16 protein-coding genes are annotated in these 14714 nt (G+C 69.3%); 5 read left to right on the forward strand and 11 right to left on the reverse strand.

The window, feature by feature from the left end:
* Positions 1-98 precede the first annotated feature (98 nt).
* Positions 99-1256 carry an acyl-CoA dehydrogenase gene (locus ACWEV3_RS03710; protein WP_397525667.1) on the reverse strand — a complete coding sequence of 386 codons (1158 nt, stop codon included), beginning with the start codon at positions 1254-1256 and terminating at the stop codon, positions 99-101.
* Between the two features lie 132 nt (positions 1257-1388).
* Between ACWEV3_RS03710 and ACWEV3_RS03715 the strand changes: the two genes are divergently transcribed.
* The gene (locus ACWEV3_RS03715; RefSeq protein ID WP_452612394.1) at positions 1389-2132 is read left to right on the forward strand and encodes a TetR family transcriptional regulator; all 744 of its coding nucleotides are present in this window, start codon (positions 1389-1391) and stop codon (positions 2130-2132) included.
* Positions 2133-2293: 161 nt separating this feature from the next.
* On the opposite strand, the gene ACWEV3_RS03720 is transcribed toward ACWEV3_RS03715, so the two are convergent.
* Positions 2294-3244 (reverse strand): TIGR03621 family F420-dependent LLM class oxidoreductase, encoded by a 951-nt coding sequence (locus ACWEV3_RS03720; protein WP_452612395.1) that lies wholly within the window; start codon positions 3242-3244, stop codon positions 2294-2296.
* A gap of 237 nt (positions 3245-3481) precedes the next feature.
* Between ACWEV3_RS03720 and ACWEV3_RS03725 the strand changes: the two genes are divergently transcribed.
* The gene (locus ACWEV3_RS03725; protein ID WP_452612396.1) at positions 3482-3982 is read left to right on the forward strand and encodes a GNAT family N-acetyltransferase; all 501 of its coding nucleotides are present in this window, start codon (positions 3482-3484) and stop codon (positions 3980-3982) included.
* A 27-nt stretch (positions 3983-4009) separates the two neighbouring features.
* Here the strand turns inward: ACWEV3_RS03725 and ACWEV3_RS03730 are convergent, their stop codons facing one another.
* From ACWEV3_RS03730 to ACWEV3_RS03740, 3 genes are all read right to left on the reverse strand, one after another.
* The gene (locus ACWEV3_RS03730) at positions 4010-5221 is read right to left on the reverse strand and encodes a threonine synthase (protein WP_452612397.1); all 1212 of its coding nucleotides are present in this window, start codon (positions 5219-5221) and stop codon (positions 4010-4012) included.
* A gap of 43 nt (positions 5222-5264) precedes the next feature.
* A complete protein-coding gene (locus ACWEV3_RS03735; RefSeq protein ID WP_165968059.1) occupies positions 5265-5426 on the reverse strand; it encodes a hypothetical protein in 162 nt (53 codons plus the stop codon).
* 357 nt (positions 5427-5783) lie between these two features.
* On the reverse strand, positions 5784-7334 hold the full coding sequence (locus tag ACWEV3_RS03740) for an N-acyl-D-amino-acid deacylase family protein (protein ID WP_452612398.1): 1551 nt from the start codon (positions 7332-7334) through the stop codon (positions 5784-5786).
* Between the two features lie 83 nt (positions 7335-7417).
* Here ACWEV3_RS03740 and ACWEV3_RS03745 point away from each other — a divergent pair, with 83 nt between their 5' ends.
* Positions 7418-8467, forward strand: a complete 1050-nt coding sequence (locus tag ACWEV3_RS03745) for a lipoate--protein ligase family protein (protein WP_452612399.1) — start codon at positions 7418-7420, stop codon at positions 8465-8467.
* A 5-nt stretch (positions 8468-8472) separates the two neighbouring features.
* Here the strand turns inward: ACWEV3_RS03745 and ACWEV3_RS03750 are convergent, their stop codons facing one another.
* From ACWEV3_RS03750 to ACWEV3_RS03760, 3 genes are all read right to left on the reverse strand, one after another.
* Positions 8473-8691, reverse strand: a complete 219-nt coding sequence (locus ACWEV3_RS03750) for a DUF5703 family protein (RefSeq protein WP_093263387.1) — start codon at positions 8689-8691, stop codon at positions 8473-8475.
* Entirely contained in the window at positions 8688-9668 is a 981-nt protein-coding gene (locus ACWEV3_RS03755; RefSeq protein ID WP_452612400.1) for a YncE family protein, read from the reverse strand. Before ACWEV3_RS03755 ends, ACWEV3_RS03750 begins: the two co-directional genes overlap by 4 nt.
* A gap of 101 nt (positions 9669-9769) precedes the next feature.
* On the reverse strand, positions 9770-10753 hold the full coding sequence (locus ACWEV3_RS03760; protein ID WP_452612401.1) for an aldo/keto reductase: 984 nt from the start codon (positions 10751-10753) through the stop codon (positions 9770-9772).
* Positions 10754-11042: 289 nt separating this feature from the next.
* On the opposite strand from ACWEV3_RS03760, the gene ACWEV3_RS03765 reads away from it, so the two are divergent.
* Together ACWEV3_RS03765 and ACWEV3_RS03770 are read left to right on the forward strand one after the other, a co-directional pair.
* On the forward strand, positions 11043-11864 hold the full coding sequence (locus ACWEV3_RS03765) for an undecaprenyl-diphosphate phosphatase (RefSeq protein ID WP_435828510.1): 822 nt from the start codon (positions 11043-11045) through the stop codon (positions 11862-11864).
* A gap of 105 nt (positions 11865-11969) precedes the next feature.
* A complete protein-coding gene (locus ACWEV3_RS03770; RefSeq protein ID WP_452612402.1) occupies positions 11970-12650 on the forward strand; it encodes a histidine phosphatase family protein in 681 nt (226 codons plus the stop codon).
* Positions 12651-12656: 6 nt separating this feature from the next.
* Here ACWEV3_RS03770 and ACWEV3_RS03775 read toward each other — a convergent pair whose 3' ends face one another.
* From ACWEV3_RS03775 to ACWEV3_RS03785, 3 genes are all read right to left on the reverse strand, one after another.
* Positions 12657-13520 carry a hypothetical protein gene (locus tag ACWEV3_RS03775; RefSeq protein ID WP_452612403.1) on the reverse strand — a complete coding sequence of 288 codons (864 nt, stop codon included), beginning with the start codon at positions 13518-13520 and terminating at the stop codon, positions 12657-12659.
* Positions 13514-14044, reverse strand: coding sequence for a hypothetical protein (locus ACWEV3_RS03780; protein WP_452612404.1), 531 nt, complete (start codon positions 14042-14044; stop codon positions 13514-13516). Before ACWEV3_RS03780 ends, ACWEV3_RS03775 begins: the two co-directional genes overlap by 7 nt.
* Before the next feature lie 348 nt (positions 14045-14392).
* On the reverse strand, positions 14393-14665 hold the full coding sequence (locus ACWEV3_RS03785; RefSeq protein ID WP_452612405.1) for a helix-turn-helix domain-containing protein: 273 nt from the start codon (positions 14663-14665) through the stop codon (positions 14393-14395).
* Positions 14666-14714 lie beyond the last annotated feature (49 nt).

Genomic DNA, 14714 nt, shown 5'->3' on the forward strand with positions numbered 1-14714 from the left:
ACCTCAAGTCTGGTAGGTGGCCGCGTCCCAGTCATCTCGGCGGAGTTCTCGCCGGGCAGGAGGGTTGGGGGCCGGCCCGCGGCCCCCAACCCGGTGGATCAGCCCTTGAGCAGGGAGCGGGCCATCACCATGCGCTGGATCTGGTTGGTGCCCTCGTAGATCTGGGTGATCTTGGCGTCGCGCATCATCCGCTCCACCGGGAAGTCCCGGGTGTAGCCGGCGCCGCCGAAGAGCTGCACCGCGTCGGTGGTGACCTCCATGGCGACGTCGGAGGCGAAGCACTTCGCGGCGGCGGAGATGAAGCCGAGGTTCGCCTCGCCGCGCTCGGCGCGGGCCGCGGCGATGTAGACCATGTGGCGCGCGGCCTCGACCTTCATCGCCATGTCGGCCAGCATGAACTGGACGCCCTGGAAGTCGGAGATGGCCTTGCCGAACTGCTTGCGCTCCTTGACGTAGGCCAGCGCCTGGTCCAGCGCGCCCTGCGCGATGCCGACGGCCTGGGCGCCGATCGTGGGCCGGGTGTGGTCCAGCGTGCGCAGCGCGGTCTTGAAGCCGGTGCCGGGCTCGCCGATGATCCGGTCGGCCGGGATCGTGCAGTCCTCGAAGTACAGCTCCACGGTCGGCGAGCCCTTGATGCCGAGCTTCTTCTCCTTCGGGCCCACCACGAATCCGGGGTCGTCGGCGTGCACGACGAACGCGCTGATGCCGTTGGCGCCCTTGTCCGGGTCGGTCACCGCCATCACGGTGTACCACTTGGACTCGCCGCCGTTGGTGATCCAGCACTTGCTGCCGTTGAGCACCCAGTGGTCGCCGTCGAGGCGCGCGCGGGTCTTCATCGACGCGGCGTCCGAACCGGCCTCGCGCTCGGACAGCGCGTAGGACGCGGTCGCCTCGCCGTTGGCGATCGAGGGCATCACCTTCTTCTTGAGCTCCTCGGAGCCGGAGAGCAGGATCGGCATGGTGCCGAGCTTGTTCACCGCCGGGATCAGCGACGACGAGGCGCAGACCCGGGCGACCTCCTCGATCACGATGCAGGTGGCGACCGAGTCGGCGCCCTGCCCGTCGTAGGCCTCCGGTACGTGCACGGCGGCGAAGCCCGCCTTGACCAGCGCGTCGCGCGCCTCGCGCGGGTACCGCTCCTGCTCGTCCACCTCGGCCGCGTACGGCGCGATCTCCTTCTCGGCCAGGGCACGCACCGCCTCGCGCAGTGCTTCGTGCTCCTCGGCCAGCTGGTAGGTGCCGAAGCTCGGGTCCACCGGGTGCCTCCTAGTTCCCCGGCTCCGCGGCCGGGTAGTCCTCGCGGTCCGCGCCGGCGGACCCCTGTTCGTGTCACCATCTTAACGGCACTGAGTGCCACTAGCAATCGTGGCCGGTGCTATATTCCGGCCATGTCCGAGGCAGCGACTCCGGCCCCCAGAACCCGTTCCGGCCGCACCCCGCACGGCCGCCGGCGGGTCCGCAGCTCCCTGGCCTTGGCCGCGATGGAGCTGTTCGGCGAGCAGGGTTTCGAAGCGACCACTGTGGACCAGATCGCCGAAGCGGCGGGTGTCGGCCGGCGCACCTTCTTCCGGTACTTCCGGTCCAAGGAGGACGTCGTCTTCCCCGGCCACGACGAGCGGCTGGCGGAGGTGGTCGAGCTGCTGGCGGCCGCCGACCCGGCGGCCGACCCCCTCGCGGTGCTCGGGCGGACCGCCGAGGTGGTGCTGGAGATGTACCTGGCGGAGCCGGAGGTGTCGCTGAAGCGGTTCGAGCTGACCCGAGAGGTTTCCGCGTTGCGGGACAAGGAGATCGCCAGCATCGATCGCTACCAGCGGGTGTTCGCGCGTTACCTGCGCGGCCGCTACGCGGACGAGCCGGGCGGCGATCTGCGCGCCGCGGTGGTGGCCTCGGCGGTGGTCGCCGCGCACAACCACGTGCTCCGCCAGTGGCTGAAGAGCGGGGGAGCGCTGGACGCGAAGGCGCTGCTGCGCGAAGCGCTGCAGCAGGTGACGGTCGCGATGTCGGGGCAGTGGGGCCGCGACGATTCCGCCGTCGAGGCGGGGGAGAACGTCGTGGTGGGCGTGGTGCGGACCGCGGCGCCTGCGGGTGTCGTCCTCAAGCACCTCGAAGAGGCCCTGCGGGACATCCGCTAGCGGCAATTCGGCACTCAGTGTCAGATCGAAAGCGGCAGCGCGATGACCAAAAATATCGATTATATCTATTTCTTCAGTGTTGAATGAAATCATGCTGCGAACCGCACGACGGCACAGCGGCGGGGGCAGGAGCCCGCTGCGAACTTCGCCGCGCGTGGGGCTCAGCCGGTCATCGAGCGGACCCGCTCGATGACCGGCGCGAAGGCGTCCATGTACGGGCCGTGCACGGTGTAGTAGGTGAAGCCGTAGCGCTCGCGGTTGCGGAGCACTTGGTCGGCGATCTGCTCGACGCTGCCGATGAAGGCGAACGGCGTTTCCAGGAGCTCTTCGGCGGTCATCATCGAGCCGTACCGCTCCAGGAGCTTCTCGGCTGCGGCCGCTCGGCCATCGGTGATCACGACCACCTGCGTCAAGGCGTGCCACTGCACGCGATCGGCGCGATCTCCGGCGCGTTCGCGGGCGTAGCGGACCCGCTCGTCGGCTTCGGCCGCCGTGCCGATGCGCAGCGTCCCCGGCGGTTGCCCCTTGACCTGGAAAGCCCCGGCGATGCCGATGACGTCCGCGGATTCGGCGGCGATCTGCAGGATCCGGTCGCCGGTGCCGCCGACGATCAGCGGTGGCCCGTAGCCGCCGAAACCGGAGCGCTGCACGGGGCGCAGGACCGGGATGCCGAAGTTCTCGCGCATGGCCGCCTGCTGTTCGTAGCCGTCCGCGGCGAACAGCAGGCCGAGCTCGTCGATAGTCGCGCGCAGTCGTTCGGCGCGGCTGCCGAACGGTTCCCACTCGATGCCCGCCTCGTCGAACTCCCACTTCATGTGGCCGGCGCCGAGGCCGACTTCGAGGCGGCCGCCGGTGAGGACGTCCGTGGTGGCGATCTCGCGGGCCAGCAACGCCGGGTTCCAGAACGGTGCGTTGAGCACGAGGGTGCCGACCCGGAGCCGCTCGGTGGCCTGCGCGGCGGCGACGAGGGTGGGGAAGGGGGACGCGATGCCGAGGTGGTCGGCGGCGAACACCGCGTCGTACCCGTACCGCTCGGCGCGGCGGCAGGTCTCGGCGAAGGCCGCGGGCTCTTCCAGCCCGAAGATGTTGTAGGAGAAGCGGAAGTCGGTCATGGGGATCATGCTGCGGCATGCCCCGGACGACCACCAGGGGTTCAGCACTCGGCGAACGTCTCATATCATTAAAATCTATTGTTTCAGTATTGAATGAAATAAAGGCACAGTGTCGAACACCCACCATCACCTGCCGAAAAACCGCTAGGAAGCGGGGGCCGACGTCTCTAGCCTTGCTCGGCAATGGTTTTCGTGAATCGGGGAGTGGGAATGGTCGGGTCGGTGCGTTTCGATCCGTTGTCACGGCAGGATTTCGGGTTGCTGCAGAGCTGGCTGTCGGCCCCGCACGTGCGGGAGTGGTGGCGTGGCGCGGAGCCGACCGCGGACCTGGTGGAGCAGGAGTACGGCCCGTCCGTGGACGGGGTGGATCCGGCGCGCTGCTTCGTGATCAACGTGGCCGGGGAGCGGGTCGGGATGATCCAGTGCTACCGGATGGCGGACGAACCGGAGTGGGACGCGCTCGTGGGGATTCCGGCGGCGGCCGGCGTCGATTACCTGATCGGGATGCCCGGCCGATGCGGGCTCGGTATCGGCCCGTCGGCGATCGCGGCGTTCACGGAGCTGGTGTTCGGCCTCTACGACGACGTCGAGGCGATCGTCGCGGTGCCGCAGGCGGACAACCAGGCGTCCCGCCGGGCGCTGGAGCGAGCGGGGTTCGAGCTGATCGAGGAGCGAGACCTGGAGTCCGATGATCCGTCGGACTCGGGTGTCAGCGCGATCTACGAGTTCCGCCGCTGATCGGGCGATCCACTGTGGATGCGCGGTTCAGCACGCGATGCCGGAGGACTGCAGGTGCCGGCGCACCACGTCCCAGCGCGGATCGACAGGTTCGGGCCGTTGCGTCCCGACGCCGATGTCCTTGAACCCGCTGGAGGTGGCGATGCAGACCACGGGACCGTCGAACTCCTCCTGGGCGCGCGCCTGGCGGAAGCCGGCCAGCCCGGCGGCCGCGGAGATCTCGTACCACAGGCCCGCACGGGCCAGATCGTGTTGCGCCCGCGTCATTTCGGCGTCGTCCACCAGCAGTGCGCGCCCACTGCTGGCCCGGATCGCCGCCACCGGTCGGTAGCCGCTGACCTTGGAGTTGATCGCGTAGGCGGCGGTCTCGGCGACCTCGACTTCCGCCGCCGGGCGTCCTTCGGCGAGGGAGCGGGCCAGCGGGCCGCCTGCGGCGGGTTCGCAGGCGAACATCCGGGGCGTTTTCGTGGCCACGCCGAGGCGTGCCAGCTCGGCGAATCCCTTCCACACGCCGAAGAGCAGCTCGCCGTACCCGGTGGGCGCGAACACCGCCGCCGGGACGCCGAGTTCGGTGAAGATCTCGTACGCGATGGTCTTGTACCCCTCGGGGCCGAAGGCGTGTCCGGTGTGCGTCGTCGTGACGTTGCTGACCGGGTGGAAGCCCGTTTCGGCCACGATCTGGCGCAGCAGCGGCCAACGCGCTTCCGCGGGCACGGTCAGCACGACCGCGCCGTAGGCCCGCAGGAAAGACGTGACCGCAGGCGGGGTTTCGGCCGAGGTGAGCACGACGCACTTCAGCCCGGCGCGGGTGGCGTACGCGGCGGCGGATGCGCCGTGGTTGCCGGACGATGCGACGACGATCCCGTCTGCGCCCGAGCCGAGGGCGGCGCTCACCGTGCAGCGGTTCAGCCGGTCCTTGTGGCTCCAGGTGGGGTTTCGCGCTTCGTCCTTGACGAATGCGCCGTCGGCGATCTCCACCAGCGGCGTGCCGCCTTCGGCCAGTCCCGGGGCGGTCAGGGGTGGCAGCAGCGGCGCCCAGCGGTCCAGGCCGGTGCCGGTCGCGTGCTGGAACAGACCTGGCGGGACCCGGTCGTAGTCGTAGTCGACTTCGACCGGGTAGGCGATCTCGTCGGTGCTCGTGGTGGGGCAGCCGGCGGTCAGCGGCGGCCACAGCGGGTAGGCGATGTCCGGGTTGCCCATCGAGCGCTGGCCGATGGCCAGCGAGAGATCGGTTGCCACGCTTCCAGAGCGTAGCGGCCGGTGGGGCGGGGAGGGGTTCCGGTCAGTCGTAGCCGCGGATCAGATGGCTCTCGTCGTGGTCGTCGTGATCCGCGGCGGGGGTGGTTTCCACTCGGTCCTGGGCGGGCACGTGGAGTTCTCCGAAGTCCGGGGTGGGGGAGGCGGTTCGCTGCTGCGGGGCGGCGAAGTGGTCGGAGAGCGTCATGCCCGGCTCCTCTCGAAGCGGAAGTTATTGCCTGATGGTGCTTCTCGGGTTGGGAGATCGCATGGCGACCCGCGATCGCTGATCGGAAATCGCCCGGTCGGGAGGAGTACGTGTGTAGTATTAACTTCTATGATATCAGTGTAGATTGAAATTAAATCTTCAATCACCACGAACCGACTTGCTGTACACCCGCCAAGACGCATAGATGGCCAGGGGTTTCCCCTTGTGGGAGCAAGGGATTCGGGTCGAGGTGTGCGAGCCGACGTGCGGTGTTCGCGGAGTTGTTGGCCGGTCTCGTCTGAGGCGTTCCGGGTGCCCCCGTCGCCGTGTTCGGTGGCGGGCGCACCCGGGGTGGGGTCAGGCTTTCGGCGTCAGGCGGATTCCGGTGCGGGGGCCGATGTATTCGCCGTCCTCGACGACGGTTCGCCCGGCCTGGCAGACCCAGGGAATGCCGGCGGGTGGGCGCATCGGGTCCTGGTAGTCGCCGATGTCGGTGACCGCGTCGGCGTCGAAGGCGACCAGGTCGGCGATGTTGCCGGGGGCGATCACGCCGCGGTCCGGGATGCGGAAGCACCGGGCGGGCAGTGCGGTCATCCGGCGGATGGCTTCGGGGAGGGTCAGGACGCCGCGTTCGCGGGTGTAGCGGCCGAGGATCCGGGGGAAGGTGCCGGTCAGTCGCGGGTGCGGTTTGCCGCCGGTGCCGGGTGGCAGGCCGTCGGAGCCGATCATGGTGTGCGGGTCGGTCATGGCGAGTTCGAGGTCGTCCTCGTGCATCGAGAAGTTGATCATCGCTGCGCGGAGTTGCTCGTCGACCAGGACCTTGATCAGCGCGTCGACGGGTTCGGTGCCGTGGTGCGCGGCGAGTTCGGCGATGGTGCGGCCTTCGTGGCGGTGGCTGGCGGTGGTGGCGATGAGGATGCGGTCCCAGGCGGTGCGTTCGCCGATGGTGGCGGCGAGGTCGTCGCGGCCGGTCTTGCTGCGGAGGCGGGCGATGGTCTGTTCGGCGGTGCCGGCGAGGTACGAGGTGGGGAGGACGGCGGTGAGCATGGTGGAGGACGCGGTGTAGGGGTAGACGTCCTGGACGACGTCGTGGCCGGTGTTGCGGGCTTGGTCGATCTTGTCGAGGGCGGGCCGCATCTTGCCCCAATTGTCCGATTTAGTGGCTTTGAGGTGGGACAGGTGGGTGCGTCCCGCGGTGGCGCCGATGTGGAGCGCTTCGTCGATGGATTCGAGCAGGGCGTCGCCTTCGTCGCGCATGTGCGTGACGTAGAGGCCGGTGCCGGCGAGTGCTTCGGCGACGGCGGTGAGTTCGCGGGTGGTGGAGAAGACGGCGGGTGGGTAGATCAGTCCGCTGGAGAGGCCGAAAGCACCGGCGGTCATGCCTTCTTCGAGGGCGGTTCGCATGGTGCGGAGGGCGTTGTCGTCGGGGGCGGTGTCTGCCATGCCGAGGGCGGCGATGCGGAGGGTGCCGTGGCCGATGAGGGGGCAGTAGTTGGTGACGTAGCCGGCCGCGTCGGTGGCGGCGAAGAGGTCGTGGAAGCCGGTCCAGGTGAAGTCCAGCGGTGGGAAGAGGCGTTGCAGGAAGGTGGCGAGGGTGTCGGCGTTGCGGGTGCTGCGCGGTGCGAGGCTGAAGCCGCAGTTGCCGACGATTTCGGTGGTGACGCCTTGCAGGATCTTGGTGGTGTCGTCGGTGGTGAGCAGTGGGGCGTTGTCGGCGTGGGAGTGGACGTCGATGAAGCCGGGGGCGAGGACGAGTCCGGTGAGGTCGCGTCGGGGTGTGTCGGTGGGGAGGGTGCCGGGGTGTTCGACGGCGGTGATGCGGTCGTCCTGGATGAGGATTTCGGCGGGGCGCAGGGGTGTTCCGGTGCCGTCGGCGAGGAGCGCGCCGGTGAGCAGTTCGGTGGTCACTCGGGCTGCCTTTCGGGTGCGGTGGAATAACGGTGGTCGTGTGATGTTGTCCGGTTCGTCGGTGTCTAGGGCAGGGGTGTGCGGTGCACGGTGAGTACAAGGTTCCCGGTGGGAAGCTGGTCGTGGTCGATCTGGACGTTGTGGACGGTCGGCTGGCGGATGTGCGGTTGAGCGGGGATTTCTTCTTGGAGCCGGACGAGGCTTTGGAGGACATCAACGGTGCGTTGACGGGGGCGCCGGTGGATGCCGATGGGGCGGAGTTGGCGGCGCGGATCCGGAGCGGGTTGCCGGCTGGTGCGCGGTTGGTGGGTTTCGATGCGGAGGCGGTCGGGGTCGCGGTGCGGCGGGCGTTGACGCGTGCGTCGGATTGGGCTGATCACGAGTGGCGGTTGGTCCACGATGGGCCGCAGACGCCTTTGATGCACATGGCGTTGGACCAGGTGTTGGCCGAGGAGGTGGCGGCGGGGCGGCGTGCGCCGACGTTGCGGTTCTGGGAGTGGGCGGCGCCGGCGGTGATCATCGGGAGTTTCCAGTCGGTGCGCAATGAAGTGGATGTGGCTGGTGCGCAGCGGCATGGGGTCGAGGTGGTGCGGCGGATCACCGGTGGTGGGGCGATGTTCGTGGAGCCGGGGAACACGGTGACGTATTCGCTTTATGCGCCGGGTTCGCTGGTGGCGGGGATGACGTTCGCGGAGTCGTACGCGTTCTTGGACGACTGGGTGCTGGGTGTGTTGCGGGAGTTGGGGTTGAACGTGTGGTACCAGCCGTTGAACGACATCGCGTCGGATGGCGGGAAGATCGGTGGTGCGGCGCAGAAGCGGTTGGTGTCGGGTGCGGTGCTGCACCACGTGACGATGTCCTACAGCATCGATGCGGACAAGATGGGTGAGGTGTTGCGGGTGGGGAAGGAGAAGTTGTCGGACAAGGGGATCTCGAGCGCGAAGAAGCGGGTGGATCCGTTGCGGCGGCAGACGGGGTTGGCTCGTGAGGTGATCATCGAGCGGTTGATCGAGGGGTTCCGCCGGCGGTTCGGGTTGTCCGATGGTCCGGTGTCGGAGGGCGAGCGGCAGCGGGCGCGCGAGTTGGTGGAGTCGAAGTTCGCGACGCGGGAGTGGTTGCTGCGAGTGCCGTGACCGGGTCAGGTGAGCAGGCCGGGTACGCCGGGGGTGGTTCGGCGGCGGCGTAGCCAGATCTTGCGGGTTCCGTCGGCGTAGAGGAGCACGCGGGAGAGCTCCCAGCCGGAGAATTCGGCGTGGATGCTGAGTTGGGTCGCTGCGCTCCATCGGGTGACGCCCGGTGGGAGGCGCAGCGGTTGGTATTCCCAGTCGGTTTCGGTGTCGGTTCCTTCTGCGTTCACGCTCTCACCACCTGGTAGCCGGCGCCGTTGGCGGAGGCGATGTAGACGTCTCCGGTGTCTGGGTCGACTGCGACTGCGTTGGGTTGGCTGATGGTGGGGAGCCGGTGGCGTTCCTGGGGTTCGCCGCCGGCGATGTCGTAGCCGACGAGTTCGTTGGTTGCGGTCAGTGTGATCCAGGCTAGGTCGCGGGTGGGGTCGTAGGCGAGGCCGTAGGGGGCGCCGGGCACGGGGTAGCGCTGTTTCATGATCAGCGGGTCGGTGCTGAAGGCGAGGAGTTCTTGGCCTCGGGTGTCGATGGTGAGGATGCGGCCGTAGCGGTCGGTGATGGCGTTGGTGGCGCCTTGTCCGGCGCGGAGGCCTGCGCCTTTGCTGCCGGTTGCGGGGTCGATGGGCGTGATGGCGGTGGTGAGGCGGTCGAGGACCGCGATGCCGCCGCGGGTGGGCAGCAGTTGTGCCGGGCCTTGGAACTTCTCGGTGGTGGCGGTGGGGTTGCCGTTGTGGAGGACGGTGACGGTGCCGGTGTCGCGGAGGATGACGGCTGTTCGGTCGCCGTCGAGGTCGATGGCGTCGACCGGGCCGCCGGGGACCTGGGTGGGGCGTGCGGTGGCGGTGCGCAGGTCGATGCGGCTGATGAGGTTGGTGTCGGGGAGTGCGGCGGTGAGTTGGCCGCGGTCGGTGTGCAGGGTGGCGGGGGCGCTGGGGAGGGTGAGGGTGCGCGGGGTGTTGGTGCGCGTGTCCACGAGGGTGAGCTGGGGGCCGCTGGCGAGCACGAGGGTGTGGGTGTCGCGGTCGTAGGCGGCGTGTTGCACGGGGGGTGCGGGGTGGACGGTTCCTGCTGGTGGGGTGGTTGCGGGGGGCGCGGTGGCGGGTGTTGCGGCGGTGAGGGTGTCGGTGACCTGGAGGGGGTCGCTGGTGGTGTCCATTCCGCAGCCTGCGAGCAGGGTTGCGGAGAGGCAGATGATGGCCAGCCGACGCAACGGGGGTCCTCCTTGGTGCCGCGTGCCCCGCGGGTTGCGGTGCGTGTTGCTGGCTCCAGCATCCCTGATTCGGTCGGTCGGGTGGTGGTTGGCCCGGGGTGTCAGGGCTGGGCGGGGTTGCGTTCGGGGTAGCTCTGGTCGGGTGCGCTGATGTCGTCGAGGGCGGCGCGGATGGCTGGGGGGAGGGTGAGGTCTTCGGCGGCGAGGGCTGTTTTGAGCTGGGTGTTGGTGCGGGCGCCGAGGATGGGGGCGGTGACGCCGGGGCGGTCGCGGACCCAGGCGAGGGCGACGTGGACGGGTGCGGAGCCGAGGCCTTCGGCTGCGGTGAGGACGGCTTGGACGATGCGGGCGGCGCGTTCGGTGCGGTGGTGTTCGACGTAGCTGGCGAAGTGGCTGGTGGCGCCGCGGGAGTCGGGTGGGGTGGCGTTGCGGTATTTGCCGGTGAGGACGCCGCGGCCGAGTGGTGCCCAGGCGAGGAGGCCGAGGCCGTGGTGGGTGGCGGCGGGGGTGACTTCGCGTTCGATGCCGCGTTCGAGGAGTGAGTATTCGGCTTGGGTGGCGATGAGGGGGGTGCGGGTGGGGTGGGCGTTCTGGTGGGTGGCGGCGGTGGCGAGTTGCCAGCCGGCGTAGTTGGAGATGCCGGCGTAGCGGACGCGGCCGCTGGTGACGGCGGTGTCGATGGCGGAGAGGGTTTCGTCGAGGGGGACGGAGGGGTCCCAGGCGTGGAGTTGCCAGAGGTCGACGTGGTCGGTGCGGAGGCGGCGCAGTGAGCCGTCGAGGGCGGTGAGGAGGGCGCCGCGGGAGGCGCCGCCGCCGAAGGGGCCGGGTTTGCGGCGGGCGACGGCTTTGGTGGCGAGGACGATTTCGTCGCGGGGGAGTTGGGTGGTGAGGAGGTCGCCGAGGATTTCTTCGGTGTGGCCGTCCTGGTAGACGTCGGCGGTGTCGATGAGGGTGCCGCCGGCTTCGTGGAAGGTGGACAGTTGCTCGGCGGCTTCGTCGGCGTCGGTGTCGAGTCCCCAGGTCATGGTGCCGAGGGCGAGTCGGGAGACGCGGAGGCCGCTGCGGCCGAGTTGTCGGTGTTCCACGGTGGGTGAGGGTATTGCCTGTGGCGGTCGTGGGCGGTGAGGCTGCTGCGGCGGGTCTGGTTCTGGGTGTTCCGGATCACAGTTCGGGTCGTGGTGCCGGTGGGTGCCGGGTTTGTTCGTCGCTCGCTGTGATCAGCCGTTCGCTGACCTGGTGGAATGTGGTTGCCCGGGGTGGGGGAGGGCGGGCGGTGGGAATGCTGCAAGATTTGGGCTTCGAGCTTGGCGGCCGGTGGCCGGTGGGCGCACAAGGGTTTCCGCGATCGTGCTGGAGTGGGTTTCGTTGTCGTGGTTGCAGGCCATGGTGTTGGCCGTGGTCCAGGGGCTCACGGAGTTCCTTCCGATTTCTTCGTCCGGTCATCTGTCGATCGTGTCGAAGTTGTTCTTCGGTGACGATGCTGGTGCGTCGTTCACGGCGGTGACGCAGATCGGTACCGAGCTGGCGGTGGTGATCTTCTTCCTGAAGGACATCGTCCGGTTGGTGGGCGTGTGGTTCCGGGGTTTGGTGAACGCCGAGGTGCGGCGGACGCAGGATTACCGGCTGGCCTGGTACGTGATCGTCGGTAGTTTGCCGATCGGCGTGCTGGGTTTCCTGTTCCAGGACTTCATCCGGTCGACGTTCCGGAGCCTGTGGATCACGGGCACGACGTTGATCGTGTTCGGTGTGCTGATGGGGTTGGCGGAGCGGTTCGGTCAGCAGCGGCGGTCGCAGGACCGGTTGCGGTTGAGCGATGGCGTGGTGATGGGTTTCGCGCAGGCGTTGGCGTTGATCCCGGGTGTGTCGCGGTCGGGTGGCACGATCACGGCTGGTCTGTCGTTGGGGCTGGACCGGCCGACGGCGGTGCGGTTCTCGTTCTTGCTGGCGATTCCGGCGGTGTTCGCGGCGGGGTTGTCGGAGATCCCGCACGTGTTCGAGCCGAGCCCGTACGGGTTGCAGCCGACGACGGCGCAGATGATCGTGGCGACGGTGGTGGCCGGGGTGATCGGGTATGCGGTGATCGCCTGGTTGCTGCGGTTCGTGGAGCGGCACAGCGTGTACTTGTTCGTGTGGTACCGGATCGCGTTGGGTCTGCTGGTGTTCGGGTTGTTGGGTTTCGGCGTCATGCAGCCGTGATCCGGTGATCGGGGAGCGCGGTCGGCACCGTCGGGTGCCGGCCGCGTTTTCGTTTGCCGGGGGTTGTGGTGGGTGGCGCGGGGGTGGGGCCTACAGTCGGCGGGCGTGGCGACTCTCATCCTGTTGCGGCATGCGCGGTCGGCGGCCAATGGTGCCGGTACGTTGGCGGGGCGTTCGCCCGGTGTCGGGTTGGACGAGACCGGGGTGGGCCAGGCGGCCGGGTTGGTGGACCGGTTGGCGGGGGTTCCGCTGGCCGGGATCGTGGTGTCGCCGTTGCAGCGGTGCCGGGAGACGGTGGCGGGGCTGGCCGCGCAGCGGGGGCTTTCGCCGGTGGTGGAGCCGGATCTGGCGGAGGTCGACTACGGCGAGTGGACCGGCCGGAAGATCACCGAGTTGACCGCGGAGCCGCTGTGGAAGGTGGTGCAGCAGCATCCGTCGGCGGCGGTGTTCCCGGGTGGCGAGGGGTTGGCGCAGGTGCAGGCGCGGTCGGTGGCCGCGGTGCGGGCGCACGATCGCGGGTTCGGTGCGGATGCGGTGTGGTTGGCGTGCACGCATGGCGATGTGATCAAGTCGGTGCTGGCGGATGCGTTGGGGCTGCACCTGGACGGGTTCCAGCGGATCGTGGTGGATCCGTGTTCGGTGAGCGTGGTGCGCTACACCGAGACGAGGCCGTTCGTGTTGAAGGTCAACGACACCGGTGGGGACGTGTCGGGGTTGGTGCCGCCGGTGGATGCGGCGAAGTCGGATGCCGTCGTGGGTGGGACGACGGGTTCGTCGGATCGCTGAGCCGCGCTAGTTGCGCAGTGCCACGAGGTGGCAGCGGGCGTCTGCGGGCAGGAAGCGCTGGGTGCCGCCGGTGAAGCGGACGAGGACCTGCTCGTTGGTGGCGGGGGTGACCTGGTCGACGATGCCGACGGGCCCGATCGGGCCGTAGATGCGGATGGCGTCGCCGGGGAGCAGTTCGTCGGCGTAGACCTGTTCGAGGTTGGTGGCGGCCGAGGCGGGCCGGATCCAGCGGGTGGTGGCGAACCAGAGGGCGTAGGCGGCTGCGGGCAGGATCAGCGGCAGCCAGGTGTTGAGGTCGATGAGGGCGAGGCCGAGTGCGGTGCCGGTGAGCGCGGCCCAGAGCCCGGAGCTGATCGGTCGTGCGCCCAGCTGGAGCCAGCCGGTGGTGCGGATGGTGCCGTCGGGTCGGTGGCCGCGGGGTGGCGGCGGGATGTGGTCGAGGTCCGGCTCGTCGCCGTCGGCGTCGTCGCGGGTGTGGTGCGCGGTGATCTTGCCCAGGGGTTCGCGGGCGGTGTCTTCGGGTTGCACCCGGGGGATTTCGGCGGTGACGTCCAGCGCCGCGGTGTCGGTGTCGGCCGGTGGCTCCGGGTTGGCCGGCGGCGCCGGCTTGTCGGTGGGGGAGGTCGCCAGTGGCTGGTCGAAGTCGGCGTTCTCGGGGTTGAGCAGGGTGCGCAGCATCGTGATCTCCATGCCGCGGCGTTGTCCGCATTGCGGGCAGGCCATCGCCACGCCGGTGGGGGCGGCGGGGTCGGTGATGGTGGTCAGCGGGCCGTGCCCGTGGGGGCATTGCGGGGCGTGGGGGCCGTTTTCCAGGATGCGCAGGGCGCTGGTGTGGTGGCGGTCGGTGTCGGGGTTGTTCTTGTTCACCATTGCGTGGTCCACCTCAGCTTGCCGTGGTCGTCGCGTTCGCAGCTGGCGGCGGCGCCCGAGGAGGTGCGGCCGACGTCGCCTTCGCGGGAGCAGCGTTCGCCTTCGGTGACTTCCGGGACCCAGTCGTCGCCGCTGGTGGAGGTGGTCGTGGGCCGCCCGTGGTCCCAGCCCGGGGGCGTGGGCGCGCGGGTGGGTTGCGGGCGGCTGCTGGTCGTGGTGGTGACCGGTGCCGCCGTGGTGGTGGGTTGCGGGCGGCTGCTGCTGGTCGTCGGGGGCGCGGCCGGTTCCGGCTCGGTGGTTTCCGCGGCCGTGGTGGTCGTGGTGACCGCCGTGGTGGTCGGCGCGAGGTAGTCGACGGGGGCGCGCGGGGGCGGTGGAGTGGCGACGTCCTGGCTGCCCGCGGGCAGGGCGCTGAGGGCGCCGGCGCCGGTCGCGGTCAGCAGCGCGACGGCGGGCAGCAGACGTGCCGCCAGCGGGGTCCGCCACCACCAGCGGCGCAACGGGTCGGGGTGCTCGGCGGGCAACTGGTCACTCCGTTCGTGTAGTGCCGGTTGTTGTCCTGTCCCCGACCCGGCCGGCGAATCGTAGCGAATTCGTCATGATTTCGTGTCGGACGGTCCACGCGCCCGGCGGTTCACCGGCCGGTTGCCGGAGCGTAGGCACCCCGCGGGAGCCTGCTTGTGATCTCCATCGCAGCACGCGGAGGGCGTGGCGGGGTCAACTGGAAACGCATGCGCGGACACGAAGAGTCGCCACCATCGGTGTCCGATGTGGACTGTCCGAAGCGGACCGTTGCCCAGTGACCCGGGGGTCCGCGAAGCCGGTCTGGTTTCAGCCGGTTTCAAGGGGGAGTTGTGGCCGGTCCGGCCGGGTCACGCCGACATGCGCTGTTGTGCTTCCTGTGTCGCCGCGACGTCCTTGCGCAGTTCGTCCAGCGACAGTCCCACCGCGTCGGCCACCGCTGCGACGGTGAAGAACGCCGGGGTGGGGATGCGGCCCTTCTCGATCTTGCGGAGCGTTTCGGTGGAAATCCCGGACGCGGCGGCGATCTCGACCATGCTGCGCGTGCCGCGGGCCTCTCGCAGCGCCTGGCCGAGGAGTTCGCCCCGTTGGCGTTCTTGCTCGTTCAGCGGCACGCGCACCATGGCCGTGATACTAATATCGGTATAGTTATTGGGTCCAGTGGTGTGGGAG

Source organism: Saccharopolyspora sp. NPDC003752, assembly GCF_053605825.1.

Excerpts from the sequence above, each read along its gene's own strand:
- ACWEV3_RS03775 (WP_452612403.1), bottom strand. The coding sequence starts at position 13,520 with ATGGTGAACAAGAACAACCCCGACACCGACCGCCACCACACCAGCGCC.
- ACWEV3_RS03720 (WP_452612395.1), bottom strand. The coding sequence starts at position 3,244 with ATGACCGACTTCCGCTTCTCCTACAACATCTTCGGGCTGGAAGAGCCC.
- ACWEV3_RS03735 (WP_165968059.1), bottom strand. The coding sequence starts at position 5,426 with ATGACGCTCTCCGACCACTTCGCCGCCCCGCAGCAGCGAACCGCCTCC.
- ACWEV3_RS03715 (WP_452612394.1), top strand. The coding sequence starts at position 1,389 with ATGTCCGAGGCAGCGACTCCGGCCCCCAGAACCCGTTCCGGCCGCACC.
- ACWEV3_RS03785 (WP_452612405.1), bottom strand. The coding sequence starts at position 14,665 with ATGGTGCGCGTGCCGCTGAACGAGCAAGAACGCCAACGGGGCGAACTC.